This window comes from Paenibacillus sp. FW104-T2 (genome assembly GCF_058789975.1).
This window is the reverse complement of sequence record NZ_JBYTCE010000015.1, coordinates 1-17924: the sequence shown is the minus strand read 5'-3', so window position 1 is coordinate 17924 and position 17924 is coordinate 1. Positions and strand designations below refer to the sequence as shown.

Below are 17924 nucleotides of genomic sequence, written 5' to 3'. Positions count from 1 at the left end.
CGGGTTTATTACATATAAGCATTATGATAAAAAATTAACAATATTAAACCAGAAGCTTAATACCCTACTTGAGGATAAAAATAAGAGAAACTAATGGATAAACTGGCTTTGTGCTAATGGTCGTTGAACCGGAGGAATGATCAACATGTTGGGAAATATTATTATTGGTTTTGTGATTCCTGTTCTAATTGGTGGAAGGATTTTACGGAGACAGCCCAAAATTCTTCTCGTTTTTTATCCGTTGGGCGTAGCCGTCTCTGCTTGCATCAACAGTGTGGGTTTCAACTTTTTCTGGAACATACTCCCTAACTCCAATAATCAGTCCTATACCGCTCTTCCAATGGATCTGGGCATCTACCCGATCTCAGGATGTTTTATGATGTATGCCATTATCAAAAAAGGCAAAAAACCCTGGCTCGCCATAGTCATTACATCCGTGGTTCTTACCCTCATTGAATGGCTGGCCAAAGAAATGGGCCGAGTAGTGTACTTCAATGGATGGAACATCTACTGGACTGCCGTTTCCTACCTTCTGCCTTTAGTTTTAGCATACGTTTACGGTCTTCTTTTCAGAAAGCAGTTCATACATTCAGAACTATAAGAAGAGATTTTACATGTCAGCCATCGTCATTTCTGATTTCTTGTCACCCGGAACACCAATCCTCTATGTCAAAAAGGAAAAGCCCCTTACATCTGTCTAAGGGGCTTTGAGTTGATTATGCTTCTTCCTGTTCGGCCTGACTCGGCCCGGCCATTAGACCTTGGACAGCACCCATGAACGGCTTGATGGACTTGATCATACCGTAGCCCATTTTCACGACGGGTACGAATTGCTGAATCATGCCGAATAGCCGCATCCCGCCGCCAAGTAATCCTCCAGCACCTCCAGCTGCAGCCCCGCCACCGAGCCCACCAAACAAGGAACCCATCAGGGGCAGAAAGGACGAAACCTGCGCTTGCGACATTTGGCGCGAACGCGTAGACGGCTTACGTGTGCCTTTGCCCTGTTTTCTTTTGTGAGAGGAGCCTCCCTTACTGCCTGAAACAGCCTTTCGGTTCCGGTTGGAACGATGGGAGCTGTCTCCTGGTATCGGTGTGCCCAATACGGTTCCTCCACCAGTTAGCACCACTCCACCGTTATTCACTTCAGCGATATAACCAATGTATGTTTCACCATTATGAAGAGTCACGCAGACGGGTTTGGCTTTATATCGCTTTGCCTTTAGGCGTATATCGTTGATTTTAGCCATAAAATTCACCTCGCTCTACTGAATCTCCTGTAGTTTACGCAATAAATGGACTGCTTGCCTGTGCGAATGGGGCATATGTAAGGTATTCTCAACGTGAAGCAAGATCAACCTGTATATCCTTGTTCAGGTTTAAGCGAGTTTGCCTCCCCTTCTATCGTATTCCGTGGTTTTCGCCTCTTCTTTTTCGGCTGCCCTCTCCAGGACAGATACGTCCAGATACGCAAAATGTATTCCAGGGGGCCACTCCGGAACATCTTGAGATAAATTGGGCTAAACCACAACTGAATACAATAAACAGCAACGGCGATCAGCGCCCCAACGAACACGCCAGCATGGCCAAACAGTCCAAGTCCATATCCATAGAAAATCGACGTACATATTACACTTTGCATTAGATAATTCGTGAGCGAGAGACGGCCAACCGCTTCAAACCTTGCTATTAAAGCAGAACGGTGGTTTCCCGTATACAGGAGTGCAAAAGCGTAAATGTAGCCCAGTGCAAGCAGCATACCTCCGAGTGTTGATCCAATACCGGTACCAAGCCAGCTTGCTGCACCCAGTTGCGGGGCTAATACGCCATATGCTTTAAGTAACAGTCCCACCGGCACAAGGACCGCTGTGCGGCGATAATATGTACGTCTCATTGCTTGTGGATTGTCAAATGTTCCGATTCTGGCGGAACGCATGCCGAGCAGAAACATCGGAAGCGTGATGATCGGGGCTAACACGATAACAAGCAAGATGAAATTTGTTCCCATTTCCGCAAATGGATCTGCATTATTGCGAAAGTCCTTGATCTCCATATAGCTGCCATTACCGTATATATCCTGGCTCTGCACAATGTAGTTGATCATGCCCTGTGATGTAGCAGCCATCGGGTCTGACGAATCAGAAGACGGGAGACCAAGAAGCCCTGCAATCGTAAGTAGTATGATGGCCCATACGAATAACGTTTTTGGCTTCCGGTTCAGGAACATCAACAGTAAGAAACCAGTAACTCCGTAAAATGCCAATATGTCCCCTTCCCACAGAAATGTCGAGTGCAGCAGCCCGATAATCAATAGAAGCAGAAAACGGCGGGCTAGATGACATTTCGGCCTTAGTCCCCTTGTTTTCAAGCTTTCCGATAGCTTAATCATCCCGAACCCGAACATAAACGCGAAGATTGGCATGAAGCTGCCTACCACCGTGATATTCAGGAATGAATGAAAAGCCAAGTCCGCCCCTTTAATCCCAAACAGTTGCGGTTCGCTCTCCCCAAACAGACCGTATTGAAAAATCAACATATTCGCCAATACAATGCCTACCAGGCTGAATCCGCGCAGTCCATCGATTAATTGAACGCGCTTTTTATATGTACTCAATTCAATCACCTCTGTATACAGCATAGTGCCCTGCCCTAAATGAGCGTTAAAGCCTACCTTAACATTTCCTTAACGCAGCAATGAAAACAAACTGCTTACTTTAAGCACCGTTAAGGTTTCTCTGGTACAATGACTAATGCAATATGAAGACAAGGAGGAATTTTCCAATGAATTCTGCAAAAATTCTAATCGTGGACGACGAAAAAGCCATCGTGCAGATGATCGAGTTCGTACTGCGCAAGGAAGGCTTCGAGTATATCTATACAGCAGACAATGCGGAAGAAGGAATGCGTCTTCTACTTGAATATGGCGCTGACATTATCCTGCTCGACGTGATGCTGCCTGACCGCACTGGTTTTGAGCTTGGACCGCAGATTCGGGCACAATCTGACGCACATCTGATCTATTTGACGGCTCGAACGACCGATCTAGATAGACTGACGGGCTTTGCTGTAGGTGGCGACGATTATGTTACCAAGCCGTTCAATCCCCTGGAGATAGCTGCCCGAATTAAAGCGCGCTTGAGACGAGGAATTGCCGAATCAACAGTCCAATCGTTAGCCACACCTAACGCGGATCCCCGTCAACGATATGATTTCGGCGGATTTATTCTTGATGAACGGGCAGGCGAGCTGATTGTGGGCGACCAAAACATGCCCTGCCCTGCTCAAGCCTACCAACTGCTACTGTTCCTGTGCCGCAATCCAAACATTGTCTTCTCCAAATCCCAATTGTACGAATCAGTCTGGGGCTTTGACGGACTCGGCGACGATAATACGGTTATGGTTCATGTCCGAAAAATACGCGAACGCATTGAGCCCGATCCGAGCTCACCACGTTATCTTTTGACTGTTCGAGGTCTCGGATATAAGCTCGTGAAGGGCGACAACGTATGAAAAAGCAAGCCAAAAAGATACATAGCCGCTTTAAGAGGCGTTTGGGGTTACATTTTACCATCCAGTTCTTCACCATTTGGCTGTTGGTTCTCGCCATCGTATTAATTTCTTTATTCACCATTATGTATCACATAGGTAACGAACAGCTGAAGACCGACATCCCCTCAGATGTGCTGGATTCACTGGCGATTGAAACCACCATCGAAGGCGACAGCGTGGAACTTCCTTCTTTCTGGCCAAGCCAGCTTGAACAAAAGGGATATTGGCTCCAGATCGTCAACGAAAGTGGTCGGGAAGTTTATAATCTAAACGTACCTGAAGAGGTGCCGGAGCAGTACTCTGCTGCTGATCTACTGCGCATCAGTGATACTAGAAGGCTGAATGAATACCAGGTTACGACCTTGTACGAAGAGATTCTGGGTGACCGAAATCTCTATCTGCTCGGGCGGAAAGACGTGGACGGAGCGAAGCTTGAAGAGTGGTACAAACTATACTCCGAGAATGGAACGGTAACGGACTCCGCGGCTAGAAAATTAGAAAATGAAGTGAAATCAATCGGAGTTTCACTTGTTGTTCTAAACAAGAGCGGTCATATCGTTCAGAGCTTCGGTTTCCCTTCAGGCCATGAGGAATACGGGGCCTTCGCTCTGATTGAAATGAGCCAGCAACCAGCCAAATCCAAGATTGACGTCTCTTATCATTACGACCCCGCTTCCCAATATACATGGCTGATTGAGCGACCACGAGAGGAAGCAGAATCAACGAACCAGCCGATATTACGTACCATGCTAATCGTGTTGGTTACCATCGGCTTAGCGATATTATTGCTGTCCCTTGGTCTTGCTGTCTGGCACGGCTACCGGTACGGCGGTCCTCTGCTATTGTTCATGAGGGGTTTCGAGCGAATGGGCCGGGGCGAGTACGAGGAGGTCTTTACCGAGAAAGAGCGCAAGAAGATTTTTGGCAGAAAAGGCCGTTTTCGTGCCCGTTATAAGCTGTACCATGAGGTCATTGCGGGCTTCTCTGAAATGGCAGATAAATTAGCCTTTGCCCGCAATGAGCGCCTGCGTCTCGAGCAATCTCGTGAAGAATGGATGACCGGCATTTCCCACGATCTACGTACACCACTTACAACCGTTCAGGGTTACGGTCACCTGCTAGAGAGTGGACAGTTCAGCTGGAGTGAGGATGAACTGAGAGAGGTTGGAGGCACAATCCGCGAAAAGAGTACATATATGCTGGAACTGCTGCAGGACTTCTCGCTTACATTTGAACTGAAAAATCATACGCCAGGTGAAAAGCTGGAGCCGCTTGAACTTAATGAATTCGTTCGACGTGCCGTGCTACGCTATGTTAACGATGTAACGTTGCAAAACGTGGTTTTCGATTTCGAAGAAAGCCCGGCTTCTCTTCATATTTTAGCCAATCCAAAATGGTTCCAACGTTTGCTCGATAACTTGATCTCCAACGCTGTCAAGCATAACCCGCCAGGAACGGAAATCACACTGAGCGTTATAAGCGAAGGACAGCTTGCCTTCATTATCGTCCGTGACAATGGGGTAGGTATGGACGCGGAGACGCAATCCCGTCTCTTCGATCGTTATTACCGAGGGACCAACACCGACGAGGGAAGTGATGGTGCGGGACTTGGTATGAGCATCGCTTACGCAGTGGTGGCGGCGCACAAAGGAACGATCATGGTGGAGTCACGTATTGGCGAAGGTACGATGATCAAGCTGACATTCCCTAGACTTGCTTCTCACGATTGCAACAGTAAACCGGAAACTCATCTCTAAAATAAGTGAAACGCTACTTTTTTACTTGAAACGATATGTAAAAGGCCCTGCTGAGAAACGGCAGGGCCTTTTACATCCTTCATTTTTTTCTAAATGGGCAGTATACCGAATTCTACTAAAGTACTTTCAGTCCCCATACGTTTGTTATTCATCGCTCCATCTTCTACGTCGTCTGTCACCTTATAATCAGTTTCTCACTGTCTATCTGAGCGGTGCAAAATGGCTGATTGACGATAGAATCTTCTCCGTTCGTTCGATGATCTCAGAAGTAAGTTCCAGTTCGGTTGCTTTGATGTTTTCTTCAATTTGTGCCGGTCTACTGGAGCCGATGATGGCCGAACTTACAGCAGGCTGACGCAGAATCCAGGCCAAAGCAAACTGGGATAACGTTGCCCCAAGCTCATTGGCCAGTTCAGACAGCTGTACGGTACATTGGAGCACGTCTTCACGCAAGTAACTGTTGATGACCCCATTGGTTTGATCATTGGAAGCCCTTGTTCCTACTGGAATCTGCTGTCCAGGTTTGTATTTGCCCGTCAACACACCTTGTGCTAATGGAGAAAATACGATAAGTCCCTGCCCTTCCTGCTCACATTGTTCAATAATACCTTCTCTCTCGATATAACGTTCAAACATGTTGTAAATCGGCTGATTGGATATGATTGGACGCAGATTCAGGCGTTTGCCGATCCCGGAGGCTTCCGCAATCTGTGCTGCGGTCCATTCGCTGACACCCGCATACAAAATTTTGCCCTGCGCCTGCAAGTCATCTAAAGCTCTCAGCGTTTCATCAATAGGTGTTTCGGAATCAAAGCGGTGGCACTGATACAAATCAATATAATCGGTACCTAATCGCTTTAAACTCGCTTCGCACTGCTCCATAATATGTTTGCGTGACAATCCACGATCGTTAGGACCCGGTCCTTGTGGGAAAAAGAGCTTTGTAGCCAGTACGTAACTGCTGCGTGGATACTGCTTCAATGTACTGCCCATTACCTGCTCCGCACCGGGATAGGAATTGGATGTATCGAAAAAGTTAATGCCCAGTTCATATGCCTGATGCATGCAGGCACGCGCAGCTTCCTCCGATGTAGCCGACCCGTAGGTCAGCCAGCTCCCCAATCCGATTTCGCTTACTTTCAATCCGCTTCTGCCCAATCTTCTGTACTTCAACCCAATCACTCCTTCAATGAATGTTAAAATGAGAGCTTTTCTCCTGAAAACGCTCTATTGAACAATCTTAGGATAGTGGTTAAACTTAGGTTTAAGTCAAGCCATTCAATCGATTTTTTGAAAGGAAGATTTGCTTGGAATTTACGATTAAACAAGTCGCGGAACGCACCCAATTACCGCCTTCCACGTTACGCTTCTACGACAGGGCAGGTTTAATGCCTTTGTTGAAAAAGACAGAATACGGCACCCGCCAATATTCCGAAATGGATATCTGCTGGCTGGAGTTAGTCCGCTGCCTGAAGGACAGCGGCATGTCCCTGGAGGATATCAAAGCATTTATGCTGTTATGCCTTGAGGGTTCTTCCACGAGTGAACAGCGAAAGGTTATGCTGGAGCAGCATCGACAAAATATACTGAAACAACTGGATGTGCTGAACTGCAGTCTTGGTACCATTGACTATAAGCTGGAGCATTATAACGAAATTGGCATCTTTCACATCGACTCTAAATAGCATATCGATTGCTTAATATTCTAATAAGAAAGAGGCCCATCTGAATCTGCTAGTTCAGGTGGGCCTCTTCATTTAGGTGAAAAGTTTATAGCAGATCGAACCAATCCAGACGGCAAAGACGATCCACGCAAGGATAAACAATCCTCCTGTAATCCAATTCGTGGGTTTACCTTTCTTTCGGATCTCCTCCGCTTTATCCCTACAATCCCGGATGACTTCTTGAGGAATCAGCTTCAAAGCTATTGTAATGCCGAGCGGCACTATAATCAGGTCATCAAGATACCCAAGTACAGGTATAAAATCAGGGATCAGGTCTATTGGACTGAACGCGTAAGCTACTACGCCGACAGCAATTAATTTTGCAAACCAAGATACCCGAGGATCCTTGTACGCCAGGTACAAGACGAATACATTTCGTTTAATCTCCCTCGCCATGGCTTTTACTTTATCGATCCATTTTATTTGTTTCATCTTCTGCCCTCGCTGCTTGTCATCGTAATGAATTGATCATAAACCATTCACCTCCGGTTTGATAGCAAATTATGAGTATACTTCAGGCATCATACTCACAGCATTTATCCACAGGGCTTCCTTCCATTCCTTGTCTGCACTTGCTGGTCCACTTTTTTTGTAAACTTTTTACACAACGATTACAGAGGACTGGGACTTCTTTTACAGTCGAATGATAATGTTCATATTGACGCACAAATGAATAAAGCTACATATGTTCATGTTTAATAATAAAAGGAGGAATTAACGTGAAATTATCCAAAAAAGTACTACCTGCAGCTGCACTCAGCCTGGTCTTTGCTGCTTCTACCGTCTTGTCTGCCGGTCAAGCCCACGCGGTACAAGCCGTTAGTGTAGAGACAAAAAAAATCAAGAATATCATCTTCCTCATCGGTGACGGCATGGGAACGGCTTATACATCCGCATACCGTTATATGAAGGATGACCCTTCGACTAAGATCATGGAGAAAACGGTATTTGATCATTATCTTGTGGGCGCTCAAATGACCTATCCGGATGACGAGACACAAAACGTAACTGACTCGGCTTCCGCGGCGACCGCAATGTCTGCTGGTGTGAAAACGTATAACGCAGCTATTGCTGTTGATAATGACCATACTGAAGTGAAAACGGTTTTGGAGCAAGCCAAGGAAAATGGAAAGTCCACCGGACTTGTAGCTACCTCAGAGATCACTCATGCTACACCTGCTGCCTTCGGCGCTCATGATATAAGCCGGAAGAACATGGATGCAATCGCAGATGATTATTATGATGAATTGATCAATGGAGAGCACAAAGTTGATGTACTTTTAGGTGGAGGAAAAACCAATTTTGTACGTGAAGATCGTGACTTGACGAACGAGTTTCAAAAAGCCGGTTTTAGCTACGTGACTGATCGCAGTGCCCTTCTCAAGGATACAAATAAACAGATTCTCGGACTATTTGCTGACGGAGGTATGGACAAGTTGATTGACCGTACTAGCGAAACGCCTTCGCTGGCCGAGATGACCAATACAGCTATTGACCGCCTGAGCTCAAACGAAAATGGGTTTTTCCTTATGGTTGAAGGAAGCCAGATCGACTGGGCGGGTCATGATAATGACATCGTTGGGGCTATGAGCGAAATGGAGGATTTTGCTGCAGCATTCGAGGCGGCTATTGATTTTGCCAAAGAAGATGGAGAGACACTTGTCGTAGCAACGGCTGACCATTCCACTGGTGGACTTACGCTCGGGAAAGACGGAGAATATAACTTTTTCGTGGATCCGATCAAAGCCGCTGCACGCACTCCAGATTTCATGGCAGCTCAAATCGCTAAAGGGGCTTCCGTGGAAGAAACACTTAAGAGCTATCTCAAACTTGGGTTAACTTCCGAGGAGATTCAATCGGTAAAAACCGCAGCTAAAGACGCAGATGTCACGACGATCGACAATGCCATCGAAGCGATTATTGATAACCGCTCGTTCACTGGCTGGACGACAGGCGGACATACGGGAGACGACGTGCCAGTCTACGCTTACGGTCCGGCAAGTCATCGATTCTCCGGCCTGATTGACAATACGAATAATGCAGAGATCATTTTCGATATTTTAAAGAAGCATAAATAATAATCTGTCTCTCACCAGTAGCCCTTCTCTATTTCCGACAGGAATCGAAGAAGGGCTTATTCTTTATCTTCATACCTAATGAGAGAATAATAAGAAATGATTCAACTATTGGTTTAACTTTTCAGGATTCTTCACTTTGATCGATACCACTTCTCCGCAGTTCAGACAAACGGTATACACCTTTTCAGATCCAATCGCTAGTTTCTTATCCACCGGACGGAGGTTGATAAAGTCTGAAGCTTGTACAAATGAATTTCCTCCACAATCATGACATCTCTTTTCAGTTGCTTCCATGTAGTCTGATTCCTCCTAGTCATTTACTTTGCGGATTCTTATGAATGAATTCTCCTATATATAGGAAATGAACCACTTTCAATATACCGTATTAACCTAATCAGGACAATATTAACACGTGCCATAAATGACAATAACACTGCGTGCGTTTGTAACCTAAATCTATAAGGATAACACCAGTTTGATTTTAAAGCTCGCCGACTAGAAACTGAGTGAGGGTAAATAATAATTGTTCAGATAAAACAAAAAAAGCCGCCATTCAGGCGACTTCCTCTGTGTGAATTACATGTGCGAGATGCATGGCAAGATGTTTATTCATGAATCAGCATATACACTATTTTGGCCATTTCTGCCCGTGTGACTTTACCTTTCGGATCAAAGCGTAGGTTCGCTTTGCCTGTCATCAGTCCAAGAGCATTGACATGCTCTACAGCAGCTTGAGCCCAAGCAGAAACCTGGCTTTGGTCAGAGAATACTCCTTTTACCGTGGATTCCTGCTTCTCCTTAAATAATAATTGCTGTGCTTTCATCAGCATCACGGCTGCCTCCTCGCGGCTGATTGAATCCTTCGGCCTGAAGAGATTACCATTTCCTTGTACAATACCAAGTTCGGTCGCCTGAGCAACGGCTGCTGCATAATATGCATTCGCTGGTACATCGGCATAAACCTCGGTTTTTTCAGAAGAATTCAACCCCGCCGCACGCATGATCAGGGTAATGAAGTCGCCTCGACTTACCTGTAAGGCAGGACCGTAGTTCTCTTTGTCCATCCCCTGAATCAGATGTTTTGCAGCCAACGTATGGACATATCGTTCTGCCCAGGAGTCCTTCATATCCTTGAATTGTTTGTGATATTCCAGGATTGCGTACAAGCCTGGCTGCTCCGCCTCAAAAGTCACCGTTCCAGCTACGAAGCGACCACCTTGATATTCCATTCCTTGACCAAGCAGATATATACCCGCATATTCAGATTGAATCTGTTTTTGCTGTTCAGCCGTCAAGATTCGATTAATCTCGACCGGACTGCCGAATTTCGTAACCTCCGTCTCGTTCTCCCCTTGGATCAAGAACATACGAAGCGATTGCACAAACTCCGTGCGGGAATAATGCTGCTCTTCCAATAGATTGTTATCCAATACCTGCTTCGCATTATTGTCATATACAGTACTGAGACGCAGCAGCAGATGGTCTGTCTCTCCCCATTCTTGCGGCAGGGAACCAGCCGGGAGCGTGACTTTTAATACAGGTGATGAGATCTCTATGGAGAGCCCGTCTGCTTTCACCTTTTTCACCGCACTGGCAGGTAGGTATACATCAAACTTCCCGTTCTTGTTCTGCTCTTGTATGCCAGCAAGTGTAATGACTACTTCCCCTCCACTCGCTGAACCGGCGGCTTGCTCCAGCGCTTGTGCTTCGGCACGATAACTACCATCTGAAGATGGATTAAGCGTAATTTGACCATTGCTGATCGGTGCTGCTGGCTTCGTCACACTATTATTATCTGCTGGAGCTGCCGGATTACTGTTACCTGAACCTCCTCCATTACCCGGAGTCTGTCCCCCAGGAGCAGAGGTCCCTGTAGAGAATCCCCAAATATCGGATAGAGCACTTCCACTATGCTGGTCTTCAGCTTTGGCGTACCATTGATAGTAGCTTTCGTTAGAGAGTCCCTTCCATACCACAGAGGCTTCTCGTCCACTCGCTACGTTCGTTTTTGAGCCTATCTTCTCATCTGTGTAAACTTTAACCCCGATATAATCCGTGGCTACTCGCTTTGTTGTTGGTGCCAAACCAAGATCAAGGCTAAACTCATCTTTGCCTTGTTCAATCTCTGGATCGTAATAGTTGTAGTCATCCAGATAAGGTGAATACGTTTTGATATGGAGCTTGTTGTTTGCCATGTCAAACTGCATAAGCCGGATATAACCAAGTCCACCTTCCGGAGCACCTTGATAATCTGCCAGCATTTGATAGACGTTACGGTCAGGAATGCCATCTCCGTTATCATCCAGCTGATCGACCTTAAGCTCGGCATCGTGATAGTGCCCGGAAAGAGCAGCAATCACGTTTTTGTTCGGTTTAACAACCTTCTCAAAAATCTGATCCGCAATCGGTGAACGGTTATTGGATACGAGCAAATACTCATGCAAACAGAGAATTGCTTTACGTTCCGGGTACTTGGAAACGATATCGTTCATCCATTCAATCTCTTTTTCACCAAGTCCCCATCCCATATACACAATGACAAAATCATTACCGTTCGCCGAAACCAAATCATAGTGTCCACGGTTATTCTCGTATGAACCACTAAATACCTGATTATTGATGAATCGATTCGCTCCAAAATACTGCTGGAACTTCGCATAATCGTTATCCTGGTGACCCACGTCGTGATTTCCTGCCAATACTCCATAAGGTATCGAAGCATCCTCAAGTACCTTCATGTTTTTGTCTGCTTCAATCCACTGGTATTCCTGGTCTGCCTTATCGACGACATCCCCGGTATGAATAACGTATTTGATGTTCATATTTTCTTTTTGCCCGGCGATCCAGTTGACGATGTTTTGATAAATTAGTGGATAGCTCTGGGAATAGTACTGCGTATCCGACATCCAAACAAATGAAAAATCGTACGGGTCCTGTGATTCCGGTGTAGGCTTTTTGCCTGCAGCAGCAGCTGTTTCCGCTATTTCGTCCTGAACCATAAGCTGAATGACATCTTCGTTTTCATAATCACCCGCCTGTACCACAGCCTTTAATTCAAAGTCCTCTGTACCGGCAATAATCTGATCCAGCTGATCCCATTTTTGCTCGCTTATGCTCCAGGCATACAAGCTTACTTTCCTTCCTTCAAGCGACTTGCCCTGCCATTCGATTTCAACACGATCTGTACTTTTCACGGTTGAATCAAGCTTCACTTCGAAGCGTTGATAAGGAAACTGCTCAACCGAATCATTGACGAGATATGTTCCGTCTACCGCAGCAATCTTATTGTAATCCTCTGCATTCATGGCCTTTTCTCCGGAAGGAACCATTTCTCTAGGCGGCTCCGTAACGGAAGTATTCAGGTATCCTGCAAAACCCTCGGCTCGGGTTGCATCGTATTTATAACCTTTGTAAAAGGTTACATTCATGGCGTCTTTGCTTGGATCCTGAACTTTAACTGTCAGGTTCGCGTCTGTGCCAACATTGGTTTGATTTTGCTTAGGCGCCACCAATTCCGGTGGTAGCGGGTTCTCATCGGGTACTTCAAACTTTACCGTTCTCTCCGCAGCGTTACCCACCTTATCGGTTGCCTGAATATTCAGGACATGCTTCCCGCCCTGCATCTCTCCCGAAGAGGTTCTTAACGGAAGAGTAATTATTTTGTCATCCAGCTTCACACTAACCTTGTCCACGCCAGCTATCGCATCCTCGATTTCGGCATCAATGACGAATTCTCCACGATATGTCTTACCATCTTCAACGGTCGGCTTAATGTCAGGTGCCGTATTGTCCACCATGACTTTGGCCGTTAACTGCTCTTGACCATCGGTTAGACCGACTTGATGCGCTCCATCGCTGATGCGGGTGGTGTCCCATTCATAGGCTTTAGCCGTAAGATGTTCCGGTTTCAGCTCAAAATGGAAGCCGATTGATTCGCTTTTCCCGGCAGAATCACCCATTTTAATCTGTTTTTCTTTTTCAGCGTAGGCCGGATCCCATATTTCAGTCCCATCAGCCAAAAGCAAGCGAACGTTTTTGACTTCAAAGTCATCTTTGTTCTCCTCCGGTCGCTGATCAAACGGCGAGGTTTTGGAACCTGCCCGGATGTAGATCACATTATCCCCCTGAAGCAAACGTTCCGAATCAATAGGAAAGGATAATGTCGTATAGCTTGTAATTGGGTTCATAAACGTATAGAGAATCGATTCGTCCCCCAGTTCCGACGGACCCATCGTTACTGCATTTTTGAAATAATAATCGACGTTAACTGCTTCGAATACGAAGTATGCATCATGTTCAAGCGCAGCGAAGGTTTCACCTTCGGGTAAAGCTATGCCGTCGATGGTAAGGCGAGCATCCATACCCTCCGTTTGCGAGGTTCCTTTAATTGTATGGACACCTTGAATGATATCCTCATCTTTAACATTCAGGCGAAGCGGTTCATCGCCTACTCCACCGGTCACGGATATGCTGGTCGTTTCCGTTCTCGTTTCGTTAATGCCATCAGAAGCGACAAAGTAATACTCAATGGTTTTGCGTCCGATGAGATCAGCTGATGTCATTTTATAATGGTACATCGTGTCATCGTAATCTTCCGTCAAACGATGCGCCGTGAATTCAGCCTGTTTGTCAGAGCGGACGAATACTTCCACAGACGTCACTTCGCGGTTATCTCTGGCATCGACGATGAGTTCCAATCCCTCGGATTGGTCAACTTCTGTCATGTTTGTCATGTCCTGAACCGTTGGCGGGACTGCGTCCGCCTCCACATGAACAGGTACGGCAGGAACCTGCTCCGGCGTGATACCGCCTGGCGATGGAGATTGCACACCCGAACTTGATTTGATCATCATTGTGCTGCCATTTACAGGGTAGGCGTAAGTGATCGCCCTGTCTTCCTTCGTTTCATCACTTTTGGTTCCATTTTCATAAGTCTGATCAGCATCGTAATAGGCAGAGGATATTTCCTTGCCCGTATTCGTTTTGATCACGAGCGCTCTGCGTCCGGAATTCGCCATACCATCACTCTGGATCGATTGCAGTGTAACATTTGGGAGTAGATGGGTTTGGTAAAATTGGTTGAATTCCTCCACGGTATAGGCCGTGTTTAAGCTATTTTTAATCCAAAATACAACCGATTGCTGCGCTGGAATAACAAAATCCGGATTAACGACTCCCCATTCCACGTCGGCACTTGGTCCTTTATCAGGATAACGATAGTACAGGCTGTAGTTTTTAAAATTAACCGGTTGGTCCGTATTGTTATATACCTCGATATACTCATAGGCATCCGTGGACGTCCCCGGTACGTTCGCCGTATTCGGCACAAGCTCAGTAATAAGCAGCGTTGGTGCTTTGGACGGATCGAATGCATCCCATTGAACCTCTGCAGAATATGGCTTGTCCAGATTACCTGCTTGTATCCGGTATTGCAGCTCAGGCTCTGTAAGTACAGACGCCGGAATCGTTGCGGTATACTCGTCTGTGTCATTTACATTAGTCATGGTGATGACGGTGAATCTCTGTTGGGAAGGCGTTTTGTATAACAGCTTGACCGAAGGTTTGGTTCCATCCGCATTTGTCCCCAGGTTTATAATCTGCGCTTTCACCTCAAAATCCTGAATGGCCAAGGCAGCAGTTGGGACCGTATGCACAATTTCGGTTTGTGATCCTTCATCCACAACAGGCGGAACGGTTTGTTCAGGATCAATGACTCCTGGTGTGGCAGCAACTTTCCCGGAATTCTCCAAGACGCTCATCTGCATGTTTCCGGCAGCCGGATGCTTGAAAAAGATCCCCATATTCGCTTTAACCTGAGCCGGTTCATAAGCTGCGGCAACAATACTTTCGCTCATTTGATTTTTAATCACAAGTGACCTGGCGCTTCCGTTCGCCATACCACCTCCGCCCTGAATACGGAATAAGCGCTCCCCTTCGATTAGGGTTGTTCCGTAATTGTCATTGAATTGCTCTGCCGTAAGATCGTTGTTGCTTCCGTTCAAAATCCAGAATACGGCCGGACTTCGAGCAGGAATGATGATATCCGCATCTTCTTCTGTCTTCCAATTATCCTTATTATTGTAGAAGAAATAATAATCTTTGAAGTTAATGTCATGATCTGTATTATTGTAGACCTCAACGAACTCGTACGCATCAGAGCTGACGTTAGGCAAATTGGTCGTATCCGGTACCATCTCAGTAATCAGCAGCTCTGGTCCTGTGGACAGCTGCATGTGGGACATGGAAGGTCGAATGGCCGCCGAGTATCCTGTCGATTGAATGATTTTTCCTTCCTCATTCATGATGTCAATGGCATATTCTAACTCACGGCCGGTCAAATTCTCACTAGGAATGTTCCCCACATAGGTATCCGGACTCTGCTCTAAGGGGACAAGCTCCACCGGAGCATACATTTGACCGTCTACCGAATAAGAGATACGCCCGGTCCATGACTGGTCAGTGCCATATACTGTTGCAGTAACCGTGTAATCCTGCATTTCGTTAATCCAATCCGCCGGGGTGTGGTCTACCTGAACGTTTACAGCTTGAGTGACTTGTGTCTGTTCATGGCTGTCTCCCTGCGGCAGGCTTTCTGCATAAACTGCTGGCAGTGATGTGAGAGGCATCCCGGTTGTCAAGATCATGCTGCTTAATAAAGCGATTGCAATACTTCGCTGAAGAATCCTTCTTCTGTTCAATTTAACCCGCATCTCCTTTTATTCCATTTTTGCTTGCTCCACTTTGACAAACATTGTTTTATCATAAGTGGGATTTGTTAGGAGAGTGCGCTCCCTACGTAAATGGAAAGTTAACGATAGTACTCTTTCTCGATTAACTAGAGTTGAACAGACCCAACAAAAAAAGCCGCGAATCGCGGCTTTTCATGGAAATCTAATCTCTATTAGCTAGGAATTTATATCAACGCATTAACGTCCTTCTACCAGATGTTTAAATTCTACAATATTCGTCTGAAAATCAGGAACCGTTTGTGTCTCTTCAGCAGATTGGACCAGCTTAACAACCAAGTCGTTATACGGTGTCGCAATTCCTGTACCTTCCGCTTTGCTCGAAACGACTCCATTAATGTAATCAATCTCGGTTTTGCGTTTTTTCTCCAGATCTTGTAGCATGCTTGCTTTGAGCAGCCGGGAAGGTTCCATTACATATTTTAACGTTTTAATTCTCTCAGGAATGTCTTGTTCACTTTTGAGTTCAAGGGAGGCGATATCGAATCCGTTCATTTTGACAAATTCAATCCCATTCGCATGTCCGACCTTGATCGTTTCGTCAGCGATATGAACGGCACTCACAATACCAACTTCATCATCCAGAATGTCTCCGTATTCTCCGTTCAATGCCGCCGACAGACCACTGAACGCATTATTGATCAGCAGCTTGGACCATTTGGTACCAACTAAGTTGTCGGAAATGTGTGTTCCACCTACCAGGTCCAAAACCGATTTTACACGCTGAATGCGATCGGACGTTTCTCCATTTAATTCGCCAATCTGAAAAGCATACTTTTTGAATTGGGCGTACTCCGTTGTAAGGCTTGATACACCTGGTTCCATGAACGTGGCGCCAAACTCAACGGACCCCGCAATAACGCGCCCTGCACCAACAATGGAAGCCACGTTTTCTTCAGGAATCCCATTTTGTAAGGAACACACGATACTCTTTTCATGTAAGAACGGAAGCAATTCCCGAAGGATGGTACCGTTGGATAATTGTTTGGTCAATAGCAGCACAAGATCATATGTCCCTGATTTTTGGTCAGGAGTGATGGCTTTAACTTTTGCATGAAACTCCGTTGTACCGACCACTTTAGCTCCCGTTTGATTCAAGGCATCGACATGCTCCTGATATGCATCAATTAACTCCACATCCATGCCGCCATTCGCCAGGTATGCTCCTACGATGGTTCCTAAAGAGCCTGCTCCTAGTATTGCAATTCTCATTGTAATTTCCTCCTTATTTCTGCTCAAGATAGTTATATACAGGCTGTGCTGCGTTTAAGGTAAGGTCTGTCAGGATATGTGAAACTGAAACAACTTCCAATACAGGCAAGTCGGCAAGGGGTGCGAGTGCATGTTCAAAAAGCTGAAGCCGTGCTGGTCCCGTCCATGCTTCCTTCACTTCGATATCCGTAATTTGGGTTCGAATCAAATCACATATTCTTAAATTCCCACTGTAATCCGTAGCAATTTTCATCATAAAGTTAGGCCGGCAGATTTCATCTCTGGCGAGTTCCTTATCCATCGGAACATTCTTATATCCCATCGTTGCAGTTGCAACACGAAGCGTTCCGTAATCAAGCGTACCCACAAGTGTATCTGAATCAATATATAGTTTTGGTGCACCTAACTTTTTGGGATACGCCGTGAGCTCTCTGCCACTTGCAATCGCAGGAAAGTTATCCACGTACATGGAATGCACATAGTCACCATCCTCACCATTGAATCGCACAGGGATAACCTGCCCAGCTTCGGTATATGCACCTAATCCGGAGACATCCGGCATCCACATCACTTCAAATTTAACCAGCGGTTCAGTAATTTCCAGTGGTTCAGGTACCGCTGCCCGCAGAGCTTTTTCATCCGTTCGATAAATAATATTTAAGTATTCCCGATTCACAAATTTATAGGGTGGCATGGGGTAAGCCGGTGCCGTTAGGGGTGTATTCAGATTTTTGGCTATGTTATTCACATCGATTTTCATGAAGGACACCTACCTTTTATGTTATGTTTTTATCTCTCTCACAAATAAAATTCTACATTAATATTTAAATTTAATATAAAACATAATAAGTACTATAT

13 protein-coding genes are annotated in these 17924 nt (G+C 45.8%); 5 read left to right on the top strand and 8 right to left on the bottom strand.

Translation table 11 applies throughout. The annotated features are described in order from the left end of the window. Positions 1-145 precede the first annotated feature (145 nt). A complete protein-coding gene (locus AC3WQ3_RS18735; protein ID WP_492473111.1) occupies positions 146-601 on the top strand; it encodes a CBO0543 family protein in 456 nt (151 codons plus the stop codon). Positions 602-716: 115 nt separating this feature from the next. On the opposite strand, the gene AC3WQ3_RS18730 is transcribed toward AC3WQ3_RS18735, so the two are convergent. Both AC3WQ3_RS18730 and AC3WQ3_RS18725 read right to left on the bottom strand, forming a co-directional pair. Continuing rightward, positions 717-1250, bottom strand: coding sequence for a hypothetical protein (locus AC3WQ3_RS18730; protein WP_336781837.1), 534 nt, complete (start codon positions 1248-1250; stop codon positions 717-719). Positions 1251-1354: 104 nt separating this feature from the next. Then, entirely contained in the window at positions 1355-2623 is a 1269-nt protein-coding gene (locus tag AC3WQ3_RS18725) for a DUF418 domain-containing protein (protein ID WP_336782065.1), read from the bottom strand. Positions 2624-2781: 158 nt separating this feature from the next. Here AC3WQ3_RS18725 and AC3WQ3_RS18720 point away from each other — a divergent pair, with 158 nt between their 5' ends. Together AC3WQ3_RS18720 and AC3WQ3_RS18715 are read left to right on the top strand one after the other, a co-directional pair. Then, positions 2782-3510, top strand: a complete 729-nt coding sequence (locus AC3WQ3_RS18720) for a response regulator transcription factor (protein WP_492473110.1) — start codon at positions 2782-2784, stop codon at positions 3508-3510. 41 nt (positions 3511-3551) lie between these two features. Then, positions 3552-5306: a sensor histidine kinase gene (locus AC3WQ3_RS18715; protein ID WP_492473109.1), complete on the top strand. Its 1755-nt coding sequence runs from the start codon at positions 3552-3554 to the stop codon at positions 5304-5306. 201 nt (positions 5307-5507) lie between these two features. Here AC3WQ3_RS18715 and AC3WQ3_RS18710 read toward each other — a convergent pair whose 3' ends face one another. Continuing rightward, complete coding sequence (locus tag AC3WQ3_RS18710) at positions 5508-6479, bottom strand: aldo/keto reductase family protein (protein ID WP_471771509.1); 972 nt, start codon at positions 6477-6479, stop codon at positions 5508-5510. Positions 6480-6613: 134 nt separating this feature from the next. On the opposite strand from AC3WQ3_RS18710, the gene AC3WQ3_RS18705 reads away from it, so the two are divergent. After that, on the top strand, positions 6614-6991 hold the full coding sequence (locus AC3WQ3_RS18705; RefSeq protein WP_095286613.1) for a MerR family transcriptional regulator: 378 nt from the start codon (positions 6614-6616) through the stop codon (positions 6989-6991). A 72-nt stretch (positions 6992-7063) separates the two neighbouring features. Here AC3WQ3_RS18705 and AC3WQ3_RS18700 read toward each other — a convergent pair whose 3' ends face one another. Then, positions 7064-7462 carry a YkvA family protein gene (locus tag AC3WQ3_RS18700; RefSeq protein WP_336781843.1) on the bottom strand — a complete coding sequence of 133 codons (399 nt, stop codon included), beginning with the start codon at positions 7460-7462 and terminating at the stop codon, positions 7064-7066. Positions 7463-7749: 287 nt separating this feature from the next. Here AC3WQ3_RS18700 and AC3WQ3_RS18695 point away from each other — a divergent pair, with 287 nt between their 5' ends. Then, a complete protein-coding gene (locus AC3WQ3_RS18695) occupies positions 7750-9108 on the top strand; it encodes an alkaline phosphatase (protein WP_473828644.1) in 1359 nt (452 codons plus the stop codon). Between the two features lie 105 nt (positions 9109-9213). Here AC3WQ3_RS18695 and AC3WQ3_RS18690 read toward each other — a convergent pair whose 3' ends face one another. The 4 genes from AC3WQ3_RS18690 to AC3WQ3_RS18675 all read right to left on the bottom strand — a co-directional run bounded on the left by AC3WQ3_RS18690 (position 9214) and on the right by AC3WQ3_RS18675 (position 17826). After that, positions 9214-9402 (bottom strand): hypothetical protein, encoded by a 189-nt coding sequence (locus AC3WQ3_RS18690; protein ID WP_095286610.1) that lies wholly within the window; start codon positions 9400-9402, stop codon positions 9214-9216. Between the two features lie 311 nt (positions 9403-9713). Beyond that, positions 9714-15806, bottom strand: a complete 6093-nt coding sequence (locus AC3WQ3_RS18685; RefSeq protein WP_492473108.1) for an S-layer homology domain-containing protein — start codon at positions 15804-15806, stop codon at positions 9714-9716. A gap of 228 nt (positions 15807-16034) precedes the next feature. After that, a complete protein-coding gene (locus AC3WQ3_RS18680) occupies positions 16035-17066 on the bottom strand; it encodes a ketopantoate reductase family protein (RefSeq protein WP_492473107.1) in 1032 nt (343 codons plus the stop codon). 13 nt (positions 17067-17079) lie between these two features. Further along, entirely contained in the window at positions 17080-17826 is a 747-nt protein-coding gene (locus AC3WQ3_RS18675) for an acetoacetate decarboxylase (protein WP_492473106.1), read from the bottom strand. Positions 17827-17924 lie beyond the last annotated feature (98 nt).

Bases quoted from the DNA above. Each gene is read 5' to 3' on its own strand.
- AC3WQ3_RS18730 (WP_336781837.1), bottom strand. From the start codon at position 1,250: ATGGCTAAAATCAACGATATACGCCTAAAGGCAAAGCGATATAAAGCC.
- AC3WQ3_RS18720 (WP_492473110.1), top strand. From the start codon at position 2,782: ATGAATTCTGCAAAAATTCTAATCGTGGACGACGAAAAAGCCATCGTG.
- AC3WQ3_RS18700 (WP_336781843.1), bottom strand. From the start codon at position 7,462: ATGAAACAAATAAAATGGATCGATAAAGTAAAAGCCATGGCGAGGGAG.
- AC3WQ3_RS18675 (WP_492473106.1), bottom strand. From the start codon at position 17,826: ATGAAAATCGATGTGAATAACATAGCCAAAAATCTGAATACACCCCTA.
- AC3WQ3_RS18690 (WP_095286610.1), bottom strand. From the start codon at position 9,402: ATGGAAGCAACTGAAAAGAGATGTCATGATTGTGGAGGAAATTCATTT.
- AC3WQ3_RS18735 (WP_492473111.1), top strand. From the start codon at position 146: ATGTTGGGAAATATTATTATTGGTTTTGTGATTCCTGTTCTAATTGGT.
- AC3WQ3_RS18680 (WP_492473107.1), bottom strand. From the start codon at position 17,066: ATGAGAATTGCAATACTAGGAGCAGGCTCTTTAGGAACCATCGTAGGA.